Annotated in this window: 18 protein-coding genes and 1 tRNA gene; 10 read left to right on the top strand and 9 right to left on the bottom strand. The window is 70.5% G+C overall.

Annotated features, from left to right (window positions below; all coding sequences use genetic code 11):
* Nucleotides 1–140 precede the first annotated feature (140 nt).
* Entirely contained in the window at nucleotides 141–764 is a 624-nt protein-coding gene (locus tag KAK03_RS16995; protein ID WP_210855542.1) for a DUF7901 domain-containing protein, read from the top strand.
* A 21-nt stretch (nucleotides 765–785) separates the two neighbouring features.
* Here the strand turns inward: KAK03_RS16995 and KAK03_RS16990 are convergent, their stop codons facing one another.
* Nucleotides 786–2,546 carry an acetate--CoA ligase gene (locus KAK03_RS16990; RefSeq protein WP_210855540.1) on the bottom strand — a complete coding sequence of 587 codons (1,761 nt, stop codon included), beginning with the start codon at nucleotides 2,544–2,546 and terminating at the stop codon, nucleotides 786–788.
* Nucleotides 2,547–2,753: 207 nt separating this feature from the next.
* Here KAK03_RS16990 and KAK03_RS16985 point away from each other — a divergent pair, with 207 nt between their 5' ends.
* Together KAK03_RS16985 and KAK03_RS25285 are read left to right on the top strand one after the other, a co-directional pair.
* On the top strand, nucleotides 2,754–5,618 hold the full coding sequence (locus KAK03_RS16985) for a chemotaxis protein CheB (RefSeq protein ID WP_210855537.1): 2,865 nt from the start codon (nucleotides 2,754–2,756) through the stop codon (nucleotides 5,616–5,618).
* Nucleotides 5,615–6,865, top strand: a complete 1,251-nt coding sequence (locus KAK03_RS25285; protein ID WP_210855535.1) for a PAS domain-containing sensor histidine kinase — start codon at nucleotides 5,615–5,617, stop codon at nucleotides 6,863–6,865. The genes KAK03_RS16985 and KAK03_RS25285 overlap by 4 nt, the downstream gene beginning before the upstream one ends.
* Here KAK03_RS25285 and KAK03_RS16975 read toward each other — a convergent pair whose 3' ends face one another.
* Nucleotides 6,866–7,342: a GNAT family N-acetyltransferase gene (locus KAK03_RS16975; RefSeq protein WP_210855534.1), complete on the bottom strand. Its 477-nt coding sequence runs from the start codon at nucleotides 7,340–7,342 to the stop codon at nucleotides 6,866–6,868.
* 60 nt (nucleotides 7,343–7,402) lie between these two features.
* Here KAK03_RS16975 and KAK03_RS16970 point away from each other — a divergent pair, with 60 nt between their 5' ends.
* A complete protein-coding gene (locus KAK03_RS16970) occupies nucleotides 7,403–8,338 on the top strand; it encodes an alpha/beta fold hydrolase (protein ID WP_210855532.1) in 936 nt (311 codons plus the stop codon).
* Here KAK03_RS16970 and KAK03_RS16965 read toward each other — a convergent pair whose 3' ends face one another.
* Nucleotides 8,339–9,718 carry a S41 family peptidase gene (locus tag KAK03_RS16965; RefSeq protein ID WP_247661230.1) on the bottom strand — a complete coding sequence of 460 codons (1,380 nt, stop codon included), beginning with the start codon at nucleotides 9,716–9,718 and terminating at the stop codon, nucleotides 8,339–8,341. It abuts the gene before it with no gap.
* Nucleotides 9,719–9,845: 127 nt separating this feature from the next.
* Here KAK03_RS16965 and KAK03_RS16960 point away from each other — a divergent pair, with 127 nt between their 5' ends.
* Nucleotides 9,846–12,689: a valine--tRNA ligase gene (locus KAK03_RS16960; RefSeq protein WP_210855528.1), complete on the top strand. Its 2,844-nt coding sequence runs from the start codon at nucleotides 9,846–9,848 to the stop codon at nucleotides 12,687–12,689.
* A gap of 123 nt (nucleotides 12,690–12,812) precedes the next feature.
* The gene (gene galU / locus KAK03_RS16955; protein ID WP_210855526.1) at nucleotides 12,813–13,679 is read left to right on the top strand and encodes a UTP--glucose-1-phosphate uridylyltransferase GalU; all 867 of its coding nucleotides are present in this window, start codon (nucleotides 12,813–12,815) and stop codon (nucleotides 13,677–13,679) included.
* 67 nt (nucleotides 13,680–13,746) lie between these two features.
* Here galU and KAK03_RS16950 read toward each other — a convergent pair whose 3' ends face one another.
* The 4 genes from KAK03_RS16950 to KAK03_RS16935 form a co-directional block, all read right to left on the bottom strand.
* A complete protein-coding gene (locus KAK03_RS16950; RefSeq protein WP_210801477.1) occupies nucleotides 13,747–13,974 on the bottom strand; it encodes a sulfurtransferase TusA family protein in 228 nt (75 codons plus the stop codon).
* Between the two features lie 35 nt (nucleotides 13,975–14,009).
* On the bottom strand, nucleotides 14,010–14,555 hold the full coding sequence (locus KAK03_RS16945) for an NUDIX hydrolase (protein ID WP_210855524.1): 546 nt from the start codon (nucleotides 14,553–14,555) through the stop codon (nucleotides 14,010–14,012).
* The gene (gene cysM, locus KAK03_RS16940; RefSeq protein ID WP_210855522.1) at nucleotides 14,552–15,457 is read right to left on the bottom strand and encodes a cysteine synthase CysM; all 906 of its coding nucleotides are present in this window, start codon (nucleotides 15,455–15,457) and stop codon (nucleotides 14,552–14,554) included. The genes KAK03_RS16945 and cysM overlap by 4 nt, the downstream gene beginning before the upstream one ends.
* 74 nt (nucleotides 15,458–15,531) lie before the next feature.
* Nucleotides 15,532–16,530: a trypsin-like serine peptidase gene (locus tag KAK03_RS16935; RefSeq protein ID WP_210855520.1), complete on the bottom strand. Its 999-nt coding sequence runs from the start codon at nucleotides 16,528–16,530 to the stop codon at nucleotides 15,532–15,534.
* 203 nt (nucleotides 16,531–16,733) lie between these two features.
* On the opposite strand from KAK03_RS16935, the gene KAK03_RS16930 reads away from it, so the two are divergent.
* From KAK03_RS16930 to KAK03_RS16920, 3 genes are all read left to right on the top strand, one after another.
* Nucleotides 16,734–16,818: transfer RNA gene (locus KAK03_RS16930), tRNA-Leu, on the top strand.
* A gap of 19 nt (nucleotides 16,819–16,837) precedes the next feature.
* Complete coding sequence (locus tag KAK03_RS16925) at nucleotides 16,838–17,440, top strand: rhomboid family intramembrane serine protease (RefSeq protein ID WP_210855518.1); 603 nt, start codon at nucleotides 16,838–16,840, stop codon at nucleotides 17,438–17,440.
* Between the two features lie 134 nt (nucleotides 17,441–17,574).
* Nucleotides 17,575–18,057, top strand: a complete 483-nt coding sequence (locus KAK03_RS16920) for a hypothetical protein (RefSeq protein WP_210855516.1) — start codon at nucleotides 17,575–17,577, stop codon at nucleotides 18,055–18,057.
* A gap of 12 nt (nucleotides 18,058–18,069) precedes the next feature.
* On the opposite strand, the gene KAK03_RS16915 is transcribed toward KAK03_RS16920, so the two are convergent.
* Nucleotides 18,070–18,942: an NAD-dependent epimerase/dehydratase family protein gene (locus tag KAK03_RS16915; protein ID WP_247661229.1), complete on the bottom strand. Its 873-nt coding sequence runs from the start codon at nucleotides 18,940–18,942 to the stop codon at nucleotides 18,070–18,072.
* A gap of 54 nt (nucleotides 18,943–18,996) precedes the next feature.
* Here KAK03_RS16915 and KAK03_RS16910 point away from each other — a divergent pair, with 54 nt between their 5' ends.
* Nucleotides 18,997–20,028 (top strand): CDP-6-deoxy-delta-3,4-glucoseen reductase, encoded by a 1,032-nt coding sequence (locus KAK03_RS16910; RefSeq protein WP_247661228.1) that lies wholly within the window; start codon nucleotides 18,997–18,999, stop codon nucleotides 20,026–20,028.
* On the opposite strand, the gene aac(6') is transcribed toward KAK03_RS16910, so the two are convergent.
* The gene (gene aac(6'), locus KAK03_RS16905; protein ID WP_375140988.1) at nucleotides 20,029–20,478 is read right to left on the bottom strand and encodes an aminoglycoside 6'-N-acetyltransferase; all 450 of its coding nucleotides are present in this window, start codon (nucleotides 20,476–20,478) and stop codon (nucleotides 20,029–20,031) included.
* Nucleotides 20,479–20,489 lie beyond the last annotated feature (11 nt).

Here is a 20,489-nt window from a genome sequence, read left to right as displayed (position 1 = left end):
CTGGGGATATCGGCGCGGTGTCGGCCGGATTGAGGCGCACGCCGCAGGAGACCGGCCAGCCCAGCGAGGCGCCAGCCTTGTCCGTCGGCCCCGTTTCGCCATAAAATGGCCATATTGCACATTTATAGACAGGATCCCCGATGCGCCCGCTGCTTCGCTCCGCCTGCCTCACCGCCGCCCTCGCCCTGGGCATGGCACTGTCAGGTCCGGCCTCGGCCGCCAAGCTGTTCCGCCAGGTCGTGTCGGTGCCGGGTGGCCTGGCGCCCTCGGCCCAGTGGGGCGTGGACGGCAGCGACTGGGACCAGCAGGTCTGGGACAACTTCCGCCTGACGACGGACGCCAAAATCACCAGCGTGCACTGGTGGGGCGGCCTGGGCAACTGGGGCACGGCCACCACGGTGGACAGCTTCCACCTGGAGTTCTGGACCTCGATCGACTACCCCGACGGCCGGCCGGTGCAGCCCGATGTCGGCAACTACCAGGGCGGCATGGTGCAGGCCTACCGCTTCGCGATCAGCAAGGTCACGCAGACCGTGGAGGGCGACCGCATCCACTACCAGGTCAAGCTGCCCCAGCCGCTGCTGCTCAAGGGCGCCACCAACTACTGGCTGAGCGTGCTGGCCTGGCAGAGCGGCGTGCCCACCTGGGGCTGGGCCTGGAGCGATGGGGGCGACCACCTGGACTTCTACTGCACCGCCTGGACCGGCGACAAGTTCTACCTGCACGGCAGCCAGGACATGGCCTTCCAGCTGGTGGGCCGCTGAGCGCCTGAGGCACTCGGCCCCTCAGGCCCGGCCAGCCGCCCTCGCCTCTTCCTGCAGCCGCAGCACGCGGCGCTGGACCTTGCCGGTGGTGGTCATCGGCAGCGCGTCGATGAACTCGATCTCCTTCGGGTACTCGTAGGGCGCCAGGCGGCCGCGCACGTGCTGCTGCAACTCGGCCACCAGGGCCTCACCCCCGGTGAAGCCCGGCGCCAGCACCACATAGGCCTTGACCAGCGCGCCGCGCTCGGGGTCGGGCTTGGGCACCACCGCGGCGTTGGCCACCGCGGGATGGCGCACCAGGCAGTTCTCGACCTCGCTGGGCCCGATGCGGTAGCCGGCGGCCTTGAAGACATCGTCGCTGCGGCCCTGGTACCAGAGGTAGCCGTCCTCGTCCATCACCGCGGTGTCGCCAGTGCGGCACCAGCTGTCGTCCACCGGGCCGGTGTATTTGGCGCGGGTGGCTTCGTCGCGCTTCCAGTAGCCCAGGAAGAACACCGGATCGGGTTGGCCGTGCACATCGCGGCGGTGCACGGCCACGTCACCGGGTGTGCCGCGCGGACACTCGCGCCCCTCGTCATCGATCACCGCCACCCGGTGGCCGGGATAGGCCCGGCCCATGCTGCCCGGGCGCGCCGGCCAGCCTGGTGCCGGGTGGCCGTCGGTGCCCAGCGTCTGGCTGCAGTTGCCGACGATGTAGTTGATCTCGGTCTGCCCGAACATCTCGTTGACGGTGACACCCAGCGCCTCGCGGCACCAGTGGAACACCGTGTCGCCGACGGCCTCGCCGGCGCTCATGATCGCCCGCAGCCGCAGCGCATGCTGCTCGCGCGGACGCGGGCAGGCCTTCATCATCGCCTTGAGCGCGGTGGGGAACAGGAAGGTGTTGGTCACCCGGTGGTGCGCCATCAGGGCCAGCGCCCGCTGCGGGTCGAAGCGTTCAGCGCAGGCGACGATCGGCATCGCGAAGTACAGGCTGGGCAGCAGCGCGTCCATCAGGCCACCGGTCCAGGCCCAGTCGGCCGGGCTCCAGAACACCGCATCGGCGGGCAAGCCGCCCGGCCCCAGGGCGCGACGCAGCGGCCGCCCGCTGCCGCTGCGCAGCAGGTTCTGGCTGCAGACAAAGCCGCTGAGGTTGCCGATCAGCGCCCGGTGCGGGATCAGCGCACCCTTGGGCGGCCCGGTGGTGCCGCTGGTGTAGATCAGCACCGCGGCCTCGTCGGCATGGGTGCGCACGGCGGTGAAGCCCGCCTGCTCGGCGGCCAGTGCGGCGGTCCAGTCGATGTCCGTGCCGGCGGGCGTGTCGACCGCGATCAGGTGGCGCAGCGCGGGGCACTCGCCACGCACCGCGCGCAGGGCGGCGATCGTCGAGGCGTCGCCGACGGCCACCACGGCCTCGCTGTCCTGCAGGCGGTAGAGCAGCGCCTCGGGACCGAAGAGCTGCGACAGCGGCATCGCCACCGCGCCCAGCTGGTAGATGGCGATGTGGGCCACCGCGGTCTCAATGCGCTGCGGCATTACCACCGCCACGCGGTCACCGCGCCGCACGCCCAGGCGGCGCAGCGCCCTGGCCAGGCGGTCGGCCTGGGTCTGCAGTTCACCAAACCGCGTCAGGCGCACGCTGCGGCCCGCGGCTTCGGTGCGCAGGGCCACGCGCTGCGGATGGCTGCGCGCCCAGCGGGTGCAGCAGGCCTGGGCGATGTTGAAGTGGTCGGGCACCTGCCAGACCAGGCCGCCGTGCAGAGCGGCCCAGGCGTCGGTGCCATCAGGGATCGGGGTGGGCATGGCGCCAGCCTATCCGGCGACCGGCGCCCCCACCATCGGGAGCAGCCCGGCCGCGCCACATTGACCGTGATCAACGCTCGTTGAAGTCCTGACCGTCAAGCGCGCATTGTGTGTGGCCAGGTTGACACCCGACCTTGACCTGGGCAAAGCACTGTGGGGAACATGCCGTCCACTGACCTGTGCCCTTCGCCTTGACGGTTCGCACCCGTGGACGATTCCCCTGACCCCAGCAGCCTGCCGCCGCACCCGCCGTGGGTGGTGGCCATCGGCGCCTCCGCCGGCGGGCTGGAAGCCCTGCAGCAGTTCTTCGCCGCGCTTCGGCACCCGGCGGGCGCCGCCTTCGTCGTCATCCAGCACCTGGCCCCGGACCACAAGTCGCTGATGGCCGAGCTGCTGGCGCGGCACACCGCGCTGCCGGTGTGCACCGCCCAGGACGGCATGGCGCTGGCGCCGAACCAGGTCTACCTGATGCCCCCCGGTGTGTCGATGTCGCTGGCCGCCGACACCCTGCACCTCGAACCCCGTCCGGCGCAGGGCCTGGCCCTGCCGATCGATCACTTCCTGTTGTCGCTGACACAGCCTGCGCCCGAGCGGGTGGTGGCGGTGGTGCTGTCGGGCTCGGGTTCCGACGGCAGCGTGGGCGCCGACGCACTGCGCCGCGCTGGTGGCTATGTGCTGGTGCAGGCCCCCGACAGCGCCAAGTTCGACAGCATGCCGCGCAGCGTGATGGCCAGCACCGCGGTCGATGCGGCGCTGCCACCTGCCGCCCTGGCCGAGCTGGCGCAGGAGATCGTGCGTGGCGAATCGGCCCGGATGGGCCAGGGCGACCTGCTGGCCTCGCGCCAGCTGCGCCCGGCACTGCAGCGCATCTTCGACCTGCTGCTGGAGCATGGCCGCATCGACTTCAGCGTGTACAAGCTGCCCACCGTGCTGCGCCGGCTGGAGCGCCGCCTGCTGGTCACACGCGCCGCCAACGCCAGCGACTACGCCGACCAGCTGGAGAAGTCCAGCGAGGAGCGCGAGCGCCTGCGCCGCGAGTTGCTGATCCCGGTGACCAGCTTCTTCCGCGATGCGTCCGCCTTTGACGCACTGAGCCGCCAGGTGCTGGAGCCGCTGCTGCTGGAGCGCCGCGGCCAGCCGATCCGGCTGTGGTGTGCCGGCTGCGCCTCGGGCGAGGAGGCCTACTCGCTGGCGATGGCCTGCGTCGAAACGGCCGAGCGCCTGGGGGTGAGTGCCTCCATCAAGGTGTTCGGCACCGACGTCGATCCGCAGGTGCTGGACATCGCCACCCAGGGCCGCTACCCCGCCATCACCGCCGAGGTGCTGGGGCAGGAGCGCCTGGAGCGCTTCTTCGTGCGCCAGGGCGAGCTGTGGATGGTGCGGCCCGAGCTGCGCCAGCTGGTGCTGTTCGCCCGCCACAACCTGCTCGACGACGCCCCGTTCACGCGCATGGACCTGGTGGCCTGCCGCAACACCCTGATCTATTTCCAGACCGCGGCGCAGGAGCGCCTGCTGCGCCGTCTGCAGTACGCCCTGCTGCCCGGCGGCACGCTGTTCCTGGGGGCGAGCGAGTCGCTCGGACCGATCCAGGCTGACTTCTCCACCCTGGACGGCCTGCACAAGATCTACCGCCTGGAGCGCCCGGTGGCCACCGCCTCGGCGCTGCGCGACGCCTTCGCCAGCAGCGCGCGGGTGGCGCGGCCGCAGCATGCCGGCCCCACGCCGTCCCACGCCCGCAGCCTGATCGACCAGGGGCTGCACCAGCTGATGTCCGCCTGGCTGCCGGCCAGCCTGCTGATCTCCGCGCAGCGCGAACTGATCCATGCCTGGGGCCCGACGCGGCGCTACCTGCGCATGCCCGAGGGCGAGGGCTCGCTCGACGTGATGCGCATGCTGCCCGAGCGCCTGGGACCGGTGGTCCTGCACCTGCAGCACCTGGTGCAGGCCGATCGGCAGGCGCATCGCTCGGCGCCGGTGCAGCTCGACATCGACGGCGTCGCCCATCGCCTGGTGGTGCACGCCCAGCCGCTGGATGCGGGCCATGCGCTGGACGGCGTGCTGGTCTCGATCGAGGAGCTCGCGCTGCCCGAGGTGGCGGACGGCGTCGAGACCCGGCCAGTCGACACCGTCAGCGCGCTCGAGCAGGAACTCAGCGCCACCCGCCAGAGCCTGCAGGCGACCATCGAGGCGCTCGAGTCCTCCAATGAAGAGCTGCAGTCCACCAACGAGGAGTTGATGTCCTCGAACGAGGAGTTGCAGTCCACCAATGAAGAGTTGCAATCGGTCAACGAGGAGCTCTACACGGTCAACGCCGAGTTCAATGCCAAGCTCGATGCGCTGAATGCGCTGAACGCTGACCTGGAGGGCATGGCCCAGGCCACCGGACTGGCCACCATCTTCGTCGACCAGGCGCTGTGCCTGGTGCGCTTCACGCCGGAAGCGGCGATGCTGTTCCGGCTGCGCCAGAGCGACCTGGGCCGCTCGATCGAAGACTTCAACTCGCTGCTCGACTACCCGGGCCTGAGCGCCGACCTGCGCCAGGCGCTGCACCAGGACACGCCGATCGAGCGCATGGTCGACGGTCCCCACGACACCCGCTTCATGGCCAGCATGGTCGGCTACTCGCACCTGCCGGGGCGGCCGCGGCGTGCGGTGGTCACCTTCATCGACATCACCCGGGTGCGTGACGCCTCGCTGCTGCAGGACCTGATCGATTCCCTGCCCGAGCACATCGCGGTGCTTGATCCGCAGGGCACGATCCGACGTGTCAACCGGGCCTGGAGCGACTTTGCACGCGCCAATGGCGGCGAGCATTCACCGATGGTGGCGGTGGGCGCCAACTACCTGGCGGTGCTGGCGCGCTCCGGCCACCCGCTGGCCCGCGCCACGCTGACCGGGCTGCAGGAGGTGATGGCCGGCCGGCAGCCCGAGTACCGTCAGGTCTACGACTGCCACGGCCCGAGCGAGCTGCGCTGGTTCGCCATGCATGCGCGGCCCTTCCCGACCCGGGGCGGCGGCCTGGTGGTCACGCATTTCCGGCTGCCCGGCCAGCCTGCCGAGGCCGCGCCGTGACAGTGCGCCCGCACCTGGTGAGCCAGGAGCCCGACACGCTGCCCGGCACGGTGCAGCGCTACCAGCGTGAACTGTCGCAGCACCTGGAGGAGTTGCGTGAGCAGCAGGCGGCCACCGAGCAGGCCCTGGCCTGGTTCGCCAGCCTCTTCGAGGCGCTGCCGGTGCCGGTGCTGCTGCTCAGCGACGTGGGCACGGTGGTCGAGGCCAACGGCAGCGCGGTGGACTACCTGGGCTTGTCACGCCCGCTGCCCCGGGCGCCGTTGATGCTGCGCCGTCTGCTGGAGGGCCGTGACGCCGACCTGCGCTGGGTCAACGCGCTGGCCCATGCGCGCACGCAGGGCGAGGCCACGCTGGAAGAGCAGGCCCTGAAGCCCGGCAACGGCGGAGCCCGGGTGGCGCGCATCGTGCTTCGGCGCGTCGACAACGCAGAGGCCGCGGTGCGTGGCGTGGCGCTGATCTGCTCGCTGATCGACCTGACGGCGCAGGTGCAGGCCCGCGAGGCCGAGCAGGCCCGCCAGGCGGCGGAGTCCCGGCAGCGCGACGCCGAGACGCGCAGCCAGGCACGCGCCCAGACGCTGTCCCGCGTGAGCCATGAGCTGCGCACGCCCCTGAACGCCATCATGGGCTTCGCCCAGTTGTTGATGGCCGACCTGGACCACCTGCCGGCCGAACACCGCCCCTACCTGGCGCACATCCGCGCCGCCGGCGCCGACCTGCTGGGACTGGTCGAGGAAGTGCTGGACATCAACCGCGCCGAGAGCGGCCAGTTGAAGCTCGACATGGTGGCGGTGACGCTGGCCGACGAGGTGCACGCCGCGGTCGCGCTCAACCGGGCCGAGGCGCAGGCGCTGGACATGCGCATCGACAGCGACGTGGGCGAGGCCCCGCGCGTGCGCGCCGATGCGCGACGGGTGCGCGAGATCCTGATCAACCTGCTGTCCAACGCCATCAAGTACGGCCGCCATGGCGGCGCGGTGCGCCTGCGCTGCGGCCATGACGAGCATGACGCCTGGATCGAGGTGGAGGACAACGGTATCGGCATCGCCGCGGAGCTGTTGCCCCAGCTGTTCGAGCCCTTCAACCGCCTGGGCTCGGAGCGCAGCCGCATCAAGGGCCACGGCCTGGGCCTGAGCATCTGCAAGAGCTATGCTGAACAGATGGGCGGCCGCCTGACGGCGCGCTCCGAGCCCGGCCAAGGCAGCTGCTTCACGCTGACCCTGCCGCGCTGGGACCGCGGCCGCGGCTGATCACCAGGACGCCAGGTCCTCGCCGCTGACGCGGCAGATGCGCCAGTCGGGCAGCACCGTCGCGCCCATGGCCTGGTACATCGCGATCGCGTTGGCATTCCAATCCAGCACCGACCATTCAAAGCGCCCGCAGCCGCGCTGCGCGGCCAGCCGCCCGACCGCCTTCAACAGCGCGCGGCCGATGCCGGCGCGGCGGTGCGCGGGCTGCACATACAGGTCTTCCAGGTACAGGCCCGGCCGGCAGCGGAAGGTGGAGAAGTTGGTGAAGAACAGCGCGAAGCCCACCACCGCGCCGCCCATCTCGGCGACCAGGCACTCGGCCACCGGTCGCTCGCCGAAGAGGTGCGGGTGCAGACGCTCGGGTGTGGTCTCAACCAGGTGCGAGAGCTGCTCGAACTCGGCCAGTTCACGGATCAGGCCGACGATCGCCGGCACATCGGCAGGCGCCGCCGGGCGCAGGTGGTGGCTTGCAGTCATGCGCGGGATTCTGTCACCCGTGCGCCAGCGCGGGCGGCGCAGCGCCCCTACCATCCGGCCATGACTGACGCCTACCTGCCGCGCCGCGCCGGCCGTTCGCTGTTCGTGCCGCTGCGCGGGCTGGACTACCACCTGACCGTCTGGGGCGATGCCTCGATGGCGACCCCGGAGCGCCCGCCGCTGCTGCTGTGCCACGGCTACATGGATGTCGGCGCCTCGTTCCAGTTCATGGTCGACGCGCTCGCCGCACTGGAGGGCCAGACGCGCTGGGTGCTGGCGCTGGACTGGCGCGGCTACGGCCACACCCGCGTGCCGCCCACCGACCACTACTGGTTCCCCGACTACCTGGCCGACCTGGACGCGCTGCTGGACGGCCGACTCGACGGCCTGGACGCCCGCGCGCAACCGATCGACCTGCTGGGCCACAGCATGGGCGGCAACGTGGTGATGCACTACGCCGGCGTGCGCCCCACGCGCATCCGCCGCCTGGTCAACCTGGAAGGCTTCGGCCTGCCGCGCAGCGAGCCCGACGAGGCCCCGCGCCGCCTGGCCAAGTGGCTGGACGAACTGGCCGAGGCGGCCCCGCTGCGCAGCTACGACAGCGCCGAGGCCGTGGCCGCGCGCCTGCGCCAGACCAACCCGCGCCTGCCCGAGGACAAGGCGGCCTGGCTGGCGCGCCAGTGGGCGCAGCCGGATGCCGCAGGCCGCTGGCACATCCTGGGCGACCCGGCGCACAAGCGCATCAACCCGCTGCTCTACCGGGTGGAAGAGGTGCTGGCGGCGTGGCGCCGCATCAGCGCCCCGGTGCTGTGGGTGGACGGCGACCTGACCGACCTGTCGCTGTGGTGGGGGCAGCGCTACAGCCTGGCCGAGTTCGACCAGCGCATCGCCGTGGTGCCACAGCTGCGCCGCGAGCGACTCTCGCCCTGCGGGCACATGCTGCACCACGAGCAGCCCACGGCACTGGCCGGGCTGCTGCGTGATTTCCTGGGCTGATCAGCGTCCGATCATGCCGCGCCGGTCACCCGGCTCCAGCCAGTGCGGCCGCTCGGCCAGCGGGCGCAGCGCCAGGGCGCGGGCGCGGCCGGGCGCCTTGGCGCCCAGGGCCACCGGGCAGGCGCCGGTGTCGGCGTGGTCCATGGCCGTGGCCAGCAGCGGCTCGGTGGCGGTGCCCAGCGGCTGGCCGTAATCCTCGGCCACCGCGCAGGTGGCATCGAAGCCATCGAAGTAGCGGCCTTCGTTGCGCGAGTTGACCGATTCGAAGTTCACCACGCTCCAGGTGGTGCCGCAGCCATCGTCCTGCGGCAGGAAGCCGACCGGCTTGCCGCAGCTGGTGTCGCCCACCGTGACCACCTGCACGAAGGGGCGCAGCGCATTGATCAGCTGCTCGCTGGCCGAGCAGGTGCGCTGCCCGGTCAGCAGGTAGACCCTTGAGAGGCCCAGCGCGTTGGCCGGATTGCCGAAGGCGAAGACCTGGTTGCTGGACGCGTGACGGTCGTTGTAGAGCAGCTTCGAGTAGGTCTGGCCCGCCGTGCGCGGCGCCGACACATACGAGGCCAGCCGCCCTGAGGTGGAGACCAGACCACCACCGTTGTAGCGCAGGTCGATCACCACGTCCTGCACCCCGGCGGCGCGGAACTGCGCGAAGGCGGTGTCGAAGGGACGCTCGGCCTGGCTGACCATGTCCTTGAGCTGCAGGTAGCCGACCGTACGGCCGCCCGGCGTGCTCATCACGCTGGCGTTGGTCACCGGCACCAGATCATAGACACGAGACGTCAGCGTGACGGTGCGCTGCGACACACCGTTGTCCAGCAGCATCGTCAGCGACTGGCCCGTGGCGGTGGCGGACAGCGCCGAGAAGTCGTTGGCGGCGATCAGATCGGACACCGCCCGGCCGTTGATACGCAGGATCTCATCGCCACGCAGCACGCCGGCGCTGGCGGCCGGCGAGCCGGGTTCGATGTAGCGCACATACAGCGGCCAGTCGGGGTGGCCAGACACCTCCAGGCCCGCCACCATCACGCCGAAGCCCAGGGTCTGGCCGTCGCCGAAGAAGCGCTGGTAGTCGACCGTCGGCGTGGCGTAGCTCCAGCGGTCGGCCGGGAAGGTGGCGTTGCCGGGGAACAGCAGCGCATCGAACAGGGATTCGACGCTGGCGTAGCTGGCCGGGTCGGGGCGCGGACTGATCGCGTACCAGAAGTACCAGTCGGACATGTAATCGGCCAGCCAGATCTTCTGGTCGGTCACCGAGCAGCTCAGCGGCGGCGGCGGGCCGCCATCGCCGCCCCCCCCGCCGCCACAGGCTGCCAGCACCAGGCCCGCCGCGGCAGCCCCCAGACCGGCGCGACCCCGGCGCCACAGCTCGTTCATCCTCATCTGCATCTCCTGTGCCTGGGCGACCACCGCCTACAATCCCAGCAACTCCCCGCGTGGCCCCTGCGTTGACATCCAAATGGTGTCCAGGCGTTGCCGTGGCCACCGTCCGCTTCCAGTGTCCCCCGCCATGACCGAACTCGCCAAGTCCTTCGAACCCCGAGACATCGAAGCCCGATGGGCCCCGCTGTGGGAGCAAAGCGGCGTCTACCGGCCGACGCTGGACGCGTCGCGTCCTTCGTTCTGCATCCAGCTGCCGCCGCCCAACGTGACCGGCACGCTGCACATGGGCCATGCGTTCAACCAGACCATCATGGACTCGTTGACACGCTACCACCGCATGAGGGGCTTCAACACCCTGTGGGTGCCGGGCACCGACCATGCCGGCATCGCCACCCAGATCGTGGTGGAGCGCCAGCTGCAGGAGAAAAAGCTCAGCCGCCATGACCTGGGCCGCAAGAACTTCGTCGCCCAGGTGTGGGAATGGAAGGAGCAGTCAGGCTCCACCATCACCCGCCAGATGCGCCGCATGGGCGACTCGGTGAGCTGGGAGCACGAGTACTTCACGATGGACGAGAAGCTGTCCAGCGTGGTCACCGAGACCTTCGTGCGCCTCTACGAGGAAGGCCTGATCTACCGCGGCAAGCGCCTGGTCAGCTGGGACCCGGTGCTCAAGTCCGCGGTGTCCGACCTCGAGGTCGAGAGCGAGGAGGAAGACGGCTCGCTGTGGCACATCCGCTACCCCATCGAGGGCAGCGACGAGTCGCTGGTGGTGGCCACCACCCGGCCGGAAACGATGCTGGGCGACACCGCGGTGATGGTCCACCCCGAGGACGAGCGCTACACCCACCTGATCGGCAAGCAAGTCAAGCTGCCGATCACCGGCCGCCGGGTGCCGGTGATCGCCGACGCCTACGTGGACAAGGCCTTCGGCACCGGCGTGGTCAAGGTCACGCCCGCGCACGACCAGAACGACTACCAGGTGGGCCTGCGCCATGGCCTGCCGATGCTGACCATCTTCGACCTGGCCGCCCAGGTCAGCGCCCATGAAGCCACCGACATCCCGGCCGCCTACATCGGCCAGGACCGCTTCGCCGCGCGCAAGGCCATCGTCGCCCAGCTCGAGGCCGAGGGCCTGCTGGTCGAGGTCAAGAAGCACAAGCTGATGGTGCCGCGCTGCGCCCGCACCGGCCAGGTGATCGAGCCGATGCTGACCGACCAGTGGTTCGTCGCCATGACCAAGGCCGGCGCCAACGGCAAGAGCATCGCCGAGGAGGCGATCGAGGCCGTTGAATGCGGCGATGTGACCTTCGTCCCCGAGAACTGGGTCAACACCTACAACCAGTGGATGAAGAACATCCAGGACTGGTGCATCAGCCGCCAGCTGTGGTGGGGCCACCAGATCCCGGCCTGGTACGGCGCGGGCGGCGAGCTGTTCGTGGCGCGCAGCGAGGAGGAAGCCCGCGCGAAGGCCACGGCCGCCGGCTACAGCGGCGCGCTCACCCGCGACGAGGACGTGCTCGACACCTGGTACTCCAGCGCGCTGGTGCCCTTCTCCACCCTCGGCTGGCCGGCCAGGACCGTTGAGCAGGACCTGTTCCTGCCCAGCAGCGTGCTGGTCACCGGCTACGACATCATCTTCTTCTGGGTCGCCCGGATGATCATGATGACCAGGCACTTCACCGGGCAGGTGCCGTTCCGCCACGTCTACATCCACGGCCTGGTGCTGGACGCGCACGGCAAGAAGATGAGCAAGTCCGAGGGCAATGTGCTCGACCCGGTGGACCTGATCGACGGCATCGACCTGCCCGCGCTGCTGGACAAGCGCACCCAGGGCCTGCGCAAGCCCGAGACCGCGCCCAAGGTGCGCAAGGCCACCGAGAAGGAGTTCCCCGAGGGCATCCCCGGCTACGGCGCCGATGCGCTGCGCTTCACCTTCGCCGCCATGGCCACGCTGGGTCGCAGCGTCAACTTCGACAGCAAGCGCTGCGAGGGCTACCGCAACTTCTGCAACAAGCTATGGAACGCCAGCAAGTTCGTGCTGATGAACTGCGAAGGCCATGACTGCGGGCTGATGGAGCACACCAAGGCCGAGTGCGAACCCGGCGGCAAGGCCCACGGCTACATGCGCTTCAGCGCCGCCGACCGCTGGATCAGCAGCGAGCTGCAGCGGGTCGAAGCTGCGGTGGCCCAGGGCTTCGCCGAGTACCGGCTGGACAACGTGGCCAACGCGATCTACCAGTTCGTCTGGGACGAGTTCTGCGACTGGTACCTGGAGATCGCCAAGGTGCAGATCCAGAACGGCAGCGAGGCCGAACAGCGCGCCACCCGCCGCACGCTGATCCGCACGCTGGAGACCGTGCTGCGCCTGCTGCACCCGGTGGCGCCCTTCATCACCGCCGAGCTCTGGGACGTGGTGGCGCCGGTGGCCGGCCGCAAGAGCGCCGACACCGTGGCCAGCGCTGCCTACCCGGTGGCCCAGCCCGAGCGCATCGATGCGGCGGCCGATGCCTGGATGGCGCGCCTGAAGACCCTGGTGGGGACCTGCCGCTCGCTGCGCGGCGAGATGGGCCTGTCGCCGGCCGAGCGGGTGCCGCTGCTGGTCAATGGCGATGCCGAGTTCTTCGGCCAGGCCGCGCCGGTGCTCAAGGCCCTGGCCAAGCTGGCCGACGTGCAGTTGCTGGACGACGCCGCCTTCGCCGAGGCCAGCGCCGCCGCGCCGGTGGCGGTGCAGGGCGCGGCGCGGATGGCGCTGAAGGTGGAAATCGATGTCGCGGCCGAGCGGGCCCGCCTGGGCAAGGAGATCGCCCGGCTGGAGGGCGAGATCACCAAGGCCGAGGCCAAGCTGGGCAACGAGAGCTTCGTCGCCCGCGCTCCGGAGGCGGTGGTGACCCAGGAACGCCAGCGCCTGGCCGATTTCGGCCAGACCCTGGCCCGTCTGCGCGAGCAACTGACCAAGCTGCCGGCGGCCTGAGCCAGCGCCAGCGTCACCTCAACGGGGGGCAGTCTGGGGGGTGTTCGTCCGCGTTCTGTCACGCTGGGCGCGAATCCTGCATGCAAGAATGCCATGACCTCCCTGCTCTCCCCCACTGCACCCATGCGCGTCAACAAAGCCGTCTTTCCCGTCGCCGGTCTGGGCACGCGTTTCCTGCCGGCCACCAAGGCCAACCCCAAGGAAATGCTGCCAGTGGTCGACAAGCCGCTGATCCAGTACGCGGTGGAAGAAGCCTATTCGGCCGGCATCCGGCAGATGATCTTCGTCAATGGCCGCAACAAGCGCGCCATCCCGGACCACTTCGACACCGCCTTCGAGCTGGAGCACGAACTGGAAGCGGGCAACAAGCGCGAACTGCTGGCGCTGGTGCACTCGATCAAGCCGGACGACATGGAGTGCATCTACATCCGCCAGCCCAAGGCCCTGGGCCTGGGCCACGCGGTGCTGTGTGCGCAGTCGGTGGTGGTCAATGAGCCCTTCGCGGTGCTGCTGGCCGACGACCTGATGGTGGGCGAGCCCTCGATCATGAAGCAGATGGTCGACCAGTTCGCCGAGTGGCAGGCCTCGATCCTGGCGGTGCAGGAAGTGCCGGCCGAGCACACCCGCCGCTACGGCATCGCCGCCGGCACGCCCATCAACGAGCGGCTGATGGACCTGACCCACATCGTCGAGAAGCCGGCCCCCGAGAACGCCCCCTCGCGCCTGGGCGTGGCCGGCCGCTACATCCTGACGCCGGGCATCTTCCGCGAGATCGCCAACCTGCCGCGGGGCGTGGGCGGCGAGATCCAGCTGACCGACGGCATCGCCGCGCTGATGCGCCGCGAGAAGGTGTTCGCCTACCGCTATGAAGGCCGCCGCTACGACTGCGGCAGCAAGGAAGGCTTCCTGGAGGCCAATGTCGAGCTGGCGCTGGCGCACCCGCAGCTGGGCCCGGGCTTCCGCGCCTACCTGAAGGCGCTGTCGCTCTGATCCGCCCCCCACCATGACAAAGGGCCTGCACGCGCAGGCCCTTGGTGTTCTTGGGGGCGGTGGCCGCTCAGCGACGCCGCAGCAGGTGGATGAATTCCTCGCCCTGCGCGGTCTGCTCGACCAGTTCGTTGCCGGTCTGGCGCGCGAAGGCCTGGAAGTCGCGCATCGACCCGGGGTCGGTGGCCACCACCTTCAGCAGGTCGCCGCTGGACATCTCGGACAGCGCCTTCTTGGCTTTCAGGATGGGCAGCGGGCAGTTCAGACCGCGGGTGTCGATTTCCTTCTGGGCGTCCATGGCGGGTGTCACTCCTGTAGCGCTGATTCTAGGCCTCAACGCGCCGGCTGTTCGCCGGGCTGGAAATAGCGCGGCTCGAGGCCCCGCCCGCGCAGCCACTGGGCCATCGCGTGGCCGGTGCCGGCCGGCCAGCAGACCACGTCCTGGGGTGCGAACAGCTTGTACTCGGCCAATTCGGGCGACAGCCGGATTTCGCCGTGCGCCTGCACATGAAACGCGATGATCACCTGGTTCATGCGCTGGAAGTCCCAGACGCCGATCAGCTCGACGCGGTCCACCGTCAGCGCGGTCTCTTCCGCCACCTCGCGGGCAATGCCTTCCTCGGCGCTTTCACCCGCCTCCATGAAGCCGGTGATCAGCGCGAACATGCGCCCGCTCCAGGCGGCGTTGCGCGCCAGCAGGATGCGGCCGCCGCGGTCGGTGCATTCCACCACCGCCGCGAGCACCGGCGTGGGGTTGTTCCAGTGCGTGAAGTCGCAGGCGGTGCAGCGCAGGCGCTCCTTCGGTCCGCCGTCCTCGTCGGCCAGGCGCAGCGCCAGCGGCGCGGCGCACTGCGGGCAGAAGCGCCAGGGCTCGCTCATGCGGGAAACACGCCGGTCGAGAGGTAGCGGTCGCCACGGTCGCAGACGATGAAGACGATGGTCGCGTTCTCCAGCGTGCGCGCCAGCTGCAGCGCCACCCAGCAGGCGCCGGCCGCCGAAATGCCCGCGAACAAGCCCTCTTCCGCGGCCAGGCGGCGCGCCATGTCCTCGGCATCGGACTGGCTGACGTAGACCAGCTCGTCCACCGCGGTCGGGTCGTAGATCTTCGGCAGGTAGGCCTCGGGCCACTTGCGGATGCCGGGGATGCGCGACCCTTCGGACGGCTGTGCACCCACGATGCGCACCGCCGGGTTCTTCTCTTTCAGGAAGCGCGAGACGCCGGTGATCGTGCCGGTGGTGCCCATCGCGCTGACGAAGTGGGTGATCTGGCCGTCGGTGTCGGCCCAGATCTCGGGGCCGGTGGTGTCGTAGTGCACCGCCGGGTTGTCGGCGTTGGCGAACTGGTCGAGCATGCGGCCCTTGCCGGCCTGCTGCATCTGCTCGGCCAGGTCGCGGGCCAGCTCCATGCCGCCGGACTTGGGCGTCAGGATCAGCTCGGCGCCGAAGGCCTTCATCGTCTGGGCGCGTTCGATCGACAGGTCCTCCGGCATGATCAGCACCATGCGGTAGCCCTTGATCGCCGCGGCCATCGCCAAGGCGATGCCGGTGTTGCCCGAGGTGGCTTCGATCAGCGTGTCGCCGGGGCGGATCTCGCCGCGCGCCTCGGCCTGGCGGATCATGTTGATCGCCGGCCGGTCCTTGACCGAGCCGGCCGGGTTGTTGCCCTCGAGCTTGCCCAGGATGACATTGCCGCGCGCGGCGATCTCGGCGCCGGGCAGGCGCTGCAGGCGCACCAGCGGCGTGCGGCCGATGGCGTCTTCCAGGGTCAGGTAGGTGGGCATGGCGGGGCGATCAGGCGCGACGGTGGCCGATTATCACGTCGCCCCTGAGCACCTCGCCCGCCGGGGGTCGCTTGTCAGGGCGTGTTGATCCAGTTCTGCAGGTTGGTGTTGACGGCTTCGGTGATGCGGGTGGCGCTGTTGCGGCCCAGGCTGTCAGCGCCGTAGGCATGGATGGCAATGCCGCAGTCGCCCTCGCAGCCGCCCGGGCCGGTGCCGTCGGCCTGGATCACCGGGGCGCCGCTCTGGCCGCCGGCGGTGTCCAGGAAGTAGCGGGTCTTGCGCGACTCGGACGCCACGATCCGGCCGGCGCCGCCCCATTGCGTGGCGCTGGGCTTGTCGCCCGGGTAGCCGACGATCGCGATCGGCAGGTTGGCCTGGCTGCCGGTGGTCCACCAGCGCCCCAGCCAGCCGGTGGTGTTGCCCACGGTGCAGTTGAGCTTGACCGAGCCGTAGTCGTAGTTCTCATCGGCGTTCTTGGTCCAGCCGGCCACCGAGCTCAGGCGCTTGGCGGTGCACGAGCCATAGGGCGCGCTGGCGGCGTTGCGACCCGGATAGAAACGCATGGTGTTCGACCACACGCCGCCGGTGCCGCCGGAGTGCACGCAGTGGCCGGCCGTGGCCACCGTGTCGGCACTGATCAGCCAGCCGGTGCAGGTGTAGCTGCCGGTGCCCTGGTTGAAGGTCAGCAGGCCCACCGCGCGGTAGGGGTAGCCGGACTCGGAAGGGTAGACGCGAAAACGGCGGTCAGCGCCCAGCACCGATTCGGGTGCCAGATGATCGTCGCCGCGCGCGCCCGGAGCCACCATCGGACGGTAGCGGGCGGCGAAGTCGGCCATCTCCGCGGCCGAGTAGCGCTCGGCGGGGAATTCGGCCTCGGCGTCGGGCGCCAGGCCGGGCGCCAGGCGCCCGCGGAAACCGGCCGCCGGGGCGGCGGTGCTGCTGCTGGCCAGTGCGGGCGTGCCGTCGCTGCTGATGCTGCGGTGGGCGTCGGACACATCGGCGGCGGACGCCGTGGTGGCCGAGACGAAGCCGGCCAGGCACAGGGCCAGGCGGCGGGAGGCATGGGTGGTCATGGCGGTGCTCCTGCAAGGTGGCGGCGAAGGGTGAAGTCCCCCCCTGGCGCCGGGGCCCAGGGGTGGCCCCACTGTCGGGCCCCTGCCCCAAGCGCCTGCCAACCGATGACCCACGGATGCCCGCCCACTCCCCCCTAGGCCAGCACCCCCCCGTGCCATAATCGCGCCCTCGCAGCACCGGGGCCCCGGCCCCGGCCCGATGCGCCCATGTGACGAAATCGGTAGACGTAGCGGATTCAAAATCCGCCGCCGCAAGGCGTGCCAGTTCGAGTCTGGCCATGGGCACCAGCGCCGCAACACCGACGCCATGCCACCCCTGCCTCCCGTCACCAAGGCCCTGATGCTGGCCTGCACCGCCATCTTCTGCCTGCAGTTCCTGCTGGGCGGCTACGCGCTGACGGGCTGGTTCGGCCTGTGGCCGCTGGCCAGCGGCCACTTCATGCCCTGGCAGGTGGTGACCTATGCCTTCCTGCACGGCGACATGCTGCACCTGTTCTTCAACATGCTGGGCATGTACATGTTCGGCGCCGAGATCGAGCGCCTGTGGGGCCAGCGCCGCTACCTGCAGTTCATCGCCGCATCGGTGCTGACGGCCGCGCTGTCGCAGATGCTGATCACGGCACTGGCGGGCAGCATGGGCCCGACGATCGGCATCTCGGGCGGTCTGTACGGCCTGCTGCTGGCCTCGGCCATGCTGTTCCCGAACCGCACGATCATGCCGCTGTTTCCCCCCATCCCGATGAAGCAGCGCACCTTCGTGCTGGTCTTCGGCGGGCTGGAGCTGCTGCAGGGCCTGATGGGCTTCACCGGCGTGGCCCACTTCGCCCACCTGGGCGGCATGCTGGGCGCCTGGCTGATGATCCGCTATTGGCGCGGTCAGCCGCCGTTCTCGGGCCGACGGCGCTGGTAAGCGCCGGGGCGCACACGGACTTTCAGCGGGAATCCGCCCCTGGACCTTCGGGATGGGCCGGTGCGGCACCGAGGCGCAAGCTTCGGGCCGTCATCAACGCCTGACCCCCAGGCACCCACCGAAGGAGCAACCGCATGAACACCCGCTTCCTGGCCACCAGCCTGTTCACCCTGGCGGCCCTCGCGAGCAGCGCTGTCGAAGCCAAGATCCTGGCCAACGCCGTCCGTGCCACCAACTTCTCATTCACCACCGCGACCGCCCTGGTGCCCCTGAACGCCGCCGGGGACACCACGATCACCGTCCAGAACAACAAGGCCAGGACCGTCAACGCGGTGCTGACCTTCTCGGCCGAATGTGCCGCGCTGGCCCCCACCGCCGGCGGCTGGCTGGATCTGGATGTGCTGGTCAATGACGTGGCCATCGCGCCGACCGCTGGCAACACGGACGCCTTCTGCCCCTACCAGGTGGGCACCACGATCAACAGCTGGGTGCGGCCCTCGATCACGATGGTCGTGCCGCTGCAGCCGGGCGCCAACACGGTGAAGATCCAGGCCCGCCTGGACTTCGGCGTGACCACCGGCTGGGTCAGCGACACCGCGCTGGTGATCACCGACTGAGGCGCCAGCGCCTCAGCCCGGCAACAGATGCCGGGGTTCCACCCCCAGCTCACGCCGCAGGCGCTCATTGCGCAGGCGGCGTGATTCGCCCATGAAGCTCAGGCTCATGGGCGAGGCGGTGCGCGTCATCTCCTCGCGCGTGACGCGTGGCAGCCGCGGCAGGCCGGCCAGGTCGGCCGCCTGGTCGTACCACTCGCCCATCAAGCAATCCACGCCATCGGTCACGTGGTAGGCCCGCTGCGGCCCGCCGCGCCACAGCGCCGCCACGCAGGCGCGCGCCAGGTCATCGGCGTGGATGTGGTTGGTGAACACATCGTCCTCGGGGCGCAGCAGCGGTCGGCCCTGGCGCACGCGGTCGATGGCTGACCCCCCGGCGCGGTCGGGCGCATGGATGCCCGGGATGCGTAGCAACACCACCCGCCAGCCGCGCCGGCCCGCCGCGCGCAGCGCCTGCTCGGCGGCCACGCGGCGACGGGCGCGGTCGGTGGCCGGCGCCACGGGGCGGGTTTCGTCGAACAGCGCCCCACCGGCATCGCCATAGACGCCGGTGGTGCTGCCATAGACGAGCACCCGCGGCCGCTGGCCGCAGCGCGACAAGGCCTGCAGCAGGTGGCGGGTGCGCGGGTCCTCGGTGCCGGCGCCTGGCGGCGGCGCCAGGTGCAGCACCGCGTCGGCCAGGCCGGCCAGGCGCCAGAGGCTGCCGGGCTGGTCGAGGTCGCCCAGCAGCGGCGTCGCGCCCGCGGCACGCAACTCGGCCAGGCGCGCGGGCTGGCTGGTCAGCGCCAGCACTCGCCAGTGCCGGCCCAGCACGCGCAGCACCCGCATGCCCACATCGCCACAGCCCACGATCAGCAGCGAGGGGCGGTGGTCAAGCGTGCGCGGCATCAGGTCTTTCGGGGCATCGGGGACAATCGCGGCAGTGTAGTGGCCCGGCCGATCATGACCTTTCGCATCACCCTGAAGCCCTCTGAGCGCCAGTTCGACGTGGCGCGTGACGAGCCCATCCTGAACGCCGCGATCCGCGCCGGCATCGGCCTGCCCTATGGCTGCAAGGACGGCGCCTGCGGCTCCTGCAAGTCGCGCCTGCTGGAAGGCCGTGTGATCCATGGCGCCCATGCCGAGAAGGCGCTGAGCGCCGCCGAGGAGCAGCAAGGTCTGGTGCTGACCTGTTGCGCCACGCCGCAGACCGACTGCGTGGTGGAAGCCCGCAGCGTCACCGGCGCCGGCGAGCACCCGGTGGTCAAGCTGCCCGGCCGCGTGCTGGCGATGGACAGGCTCGCCCCCGATGTGATGCGCCTGCGGGTGCAGCTGCCGGCCAACCAGGCCTTCAGCTACCACGCGGGCCAGTACATTGAGTTCATCCTGCGTGACGGCAGCCGCCGCGCCTACTCCATGGCCAACGCGCCGCACAACCTGGGCACGCCGCCCAGCATCGAGCTGCACCTGCGCCACCTGCCCGGCGGTCTGTTCACCGACCAGGTGTTCAGCACGATGAAGGAGAAGGACATCGTGCGCATGGAGGGCCCGTTTGGCAGCTTTTTCCTGCGCGAGGACTCGGCCGCGCCGATCATCCTGCTGGCCTCGGGCACCGGGCTGGCGCCGATCAAGGCGCTGATCGAGCGCCTGCAGCAGCAGGGCATCACCCGCCCCGCCACGCTGTACTGGGGCTGCCGCAGCCGGCGAGACCTGTACCTGCACGACTGGGCCGAGGCGCAGGCCGCGCAGATGCCCAGCCTGCGCTATGTGCCGGTGCTGTCGGAGGCGCGTCCTGAGGACGACTGGCGCGGCCGCACCGGCCTGGTCCACCAGGCGGTGATGGCGGACCACCCGGACCTGAGCGGCCACCAGGTCTACGCCTGCGGCCTGCCGGCGATGGTGGACGCCGCGCAACGCGACTTCATTGGGCGCTGCGGGTTGCCCGCCGAGCAGTTCTTCGCCGACAGCTTCACCAGCGCGGCCGACAAGGCCTGATCAGCCCGGCGCGTTCAGCGACATCGCGAAGCACACCAGGCGCTCGGTCTCGGTGAAGCCCAGGCGGGCGTGCACCGTCTGGCTCAATGTGTTGTCCAGCGGTGTGTCCGAGGCCATTTCGGTGCAGCCGCGTGCCCGGCCCCAGTCGGCCGCCGCGGCCACCAGGGCCCGTGCGAGGCCCTGGCGGCGCGCGGCAGGCGCCACATACAGGCCCTCCAGGAACAGCACCGGGCTGCTGTCGGTGCCGTTGACGTAGTCATGGCGCAGCGCCGCCTCGGCCATGCCCAGCGCCGTGCCGTCCTCGGCACAGGCCAGGAAGCTCGCGTAGCGTGCCGCGTCGGCGCACTGCTGGGCCATCTCGGCCAGGTGCTCATCCACGCGGCTGTCATCCCACAGCGCACGGCGCAAGGCCAGCCAGCGCACGTCGGCAGGGTCGGCGAGGCGGGCGATGTGCACCGGGC

It is taken from the genome of Ideonella alba, assembly GCF_018069845.1.
GTDB lineage: Bacteria > Pseudomonadota > Gammaproteobacteria > Burkholderiales > Burkholderiaceae_C > Ideonella > Ideonella alba.
This window is presented reverse-complemented; position numbering and strand designations above follow the sequence as displayed.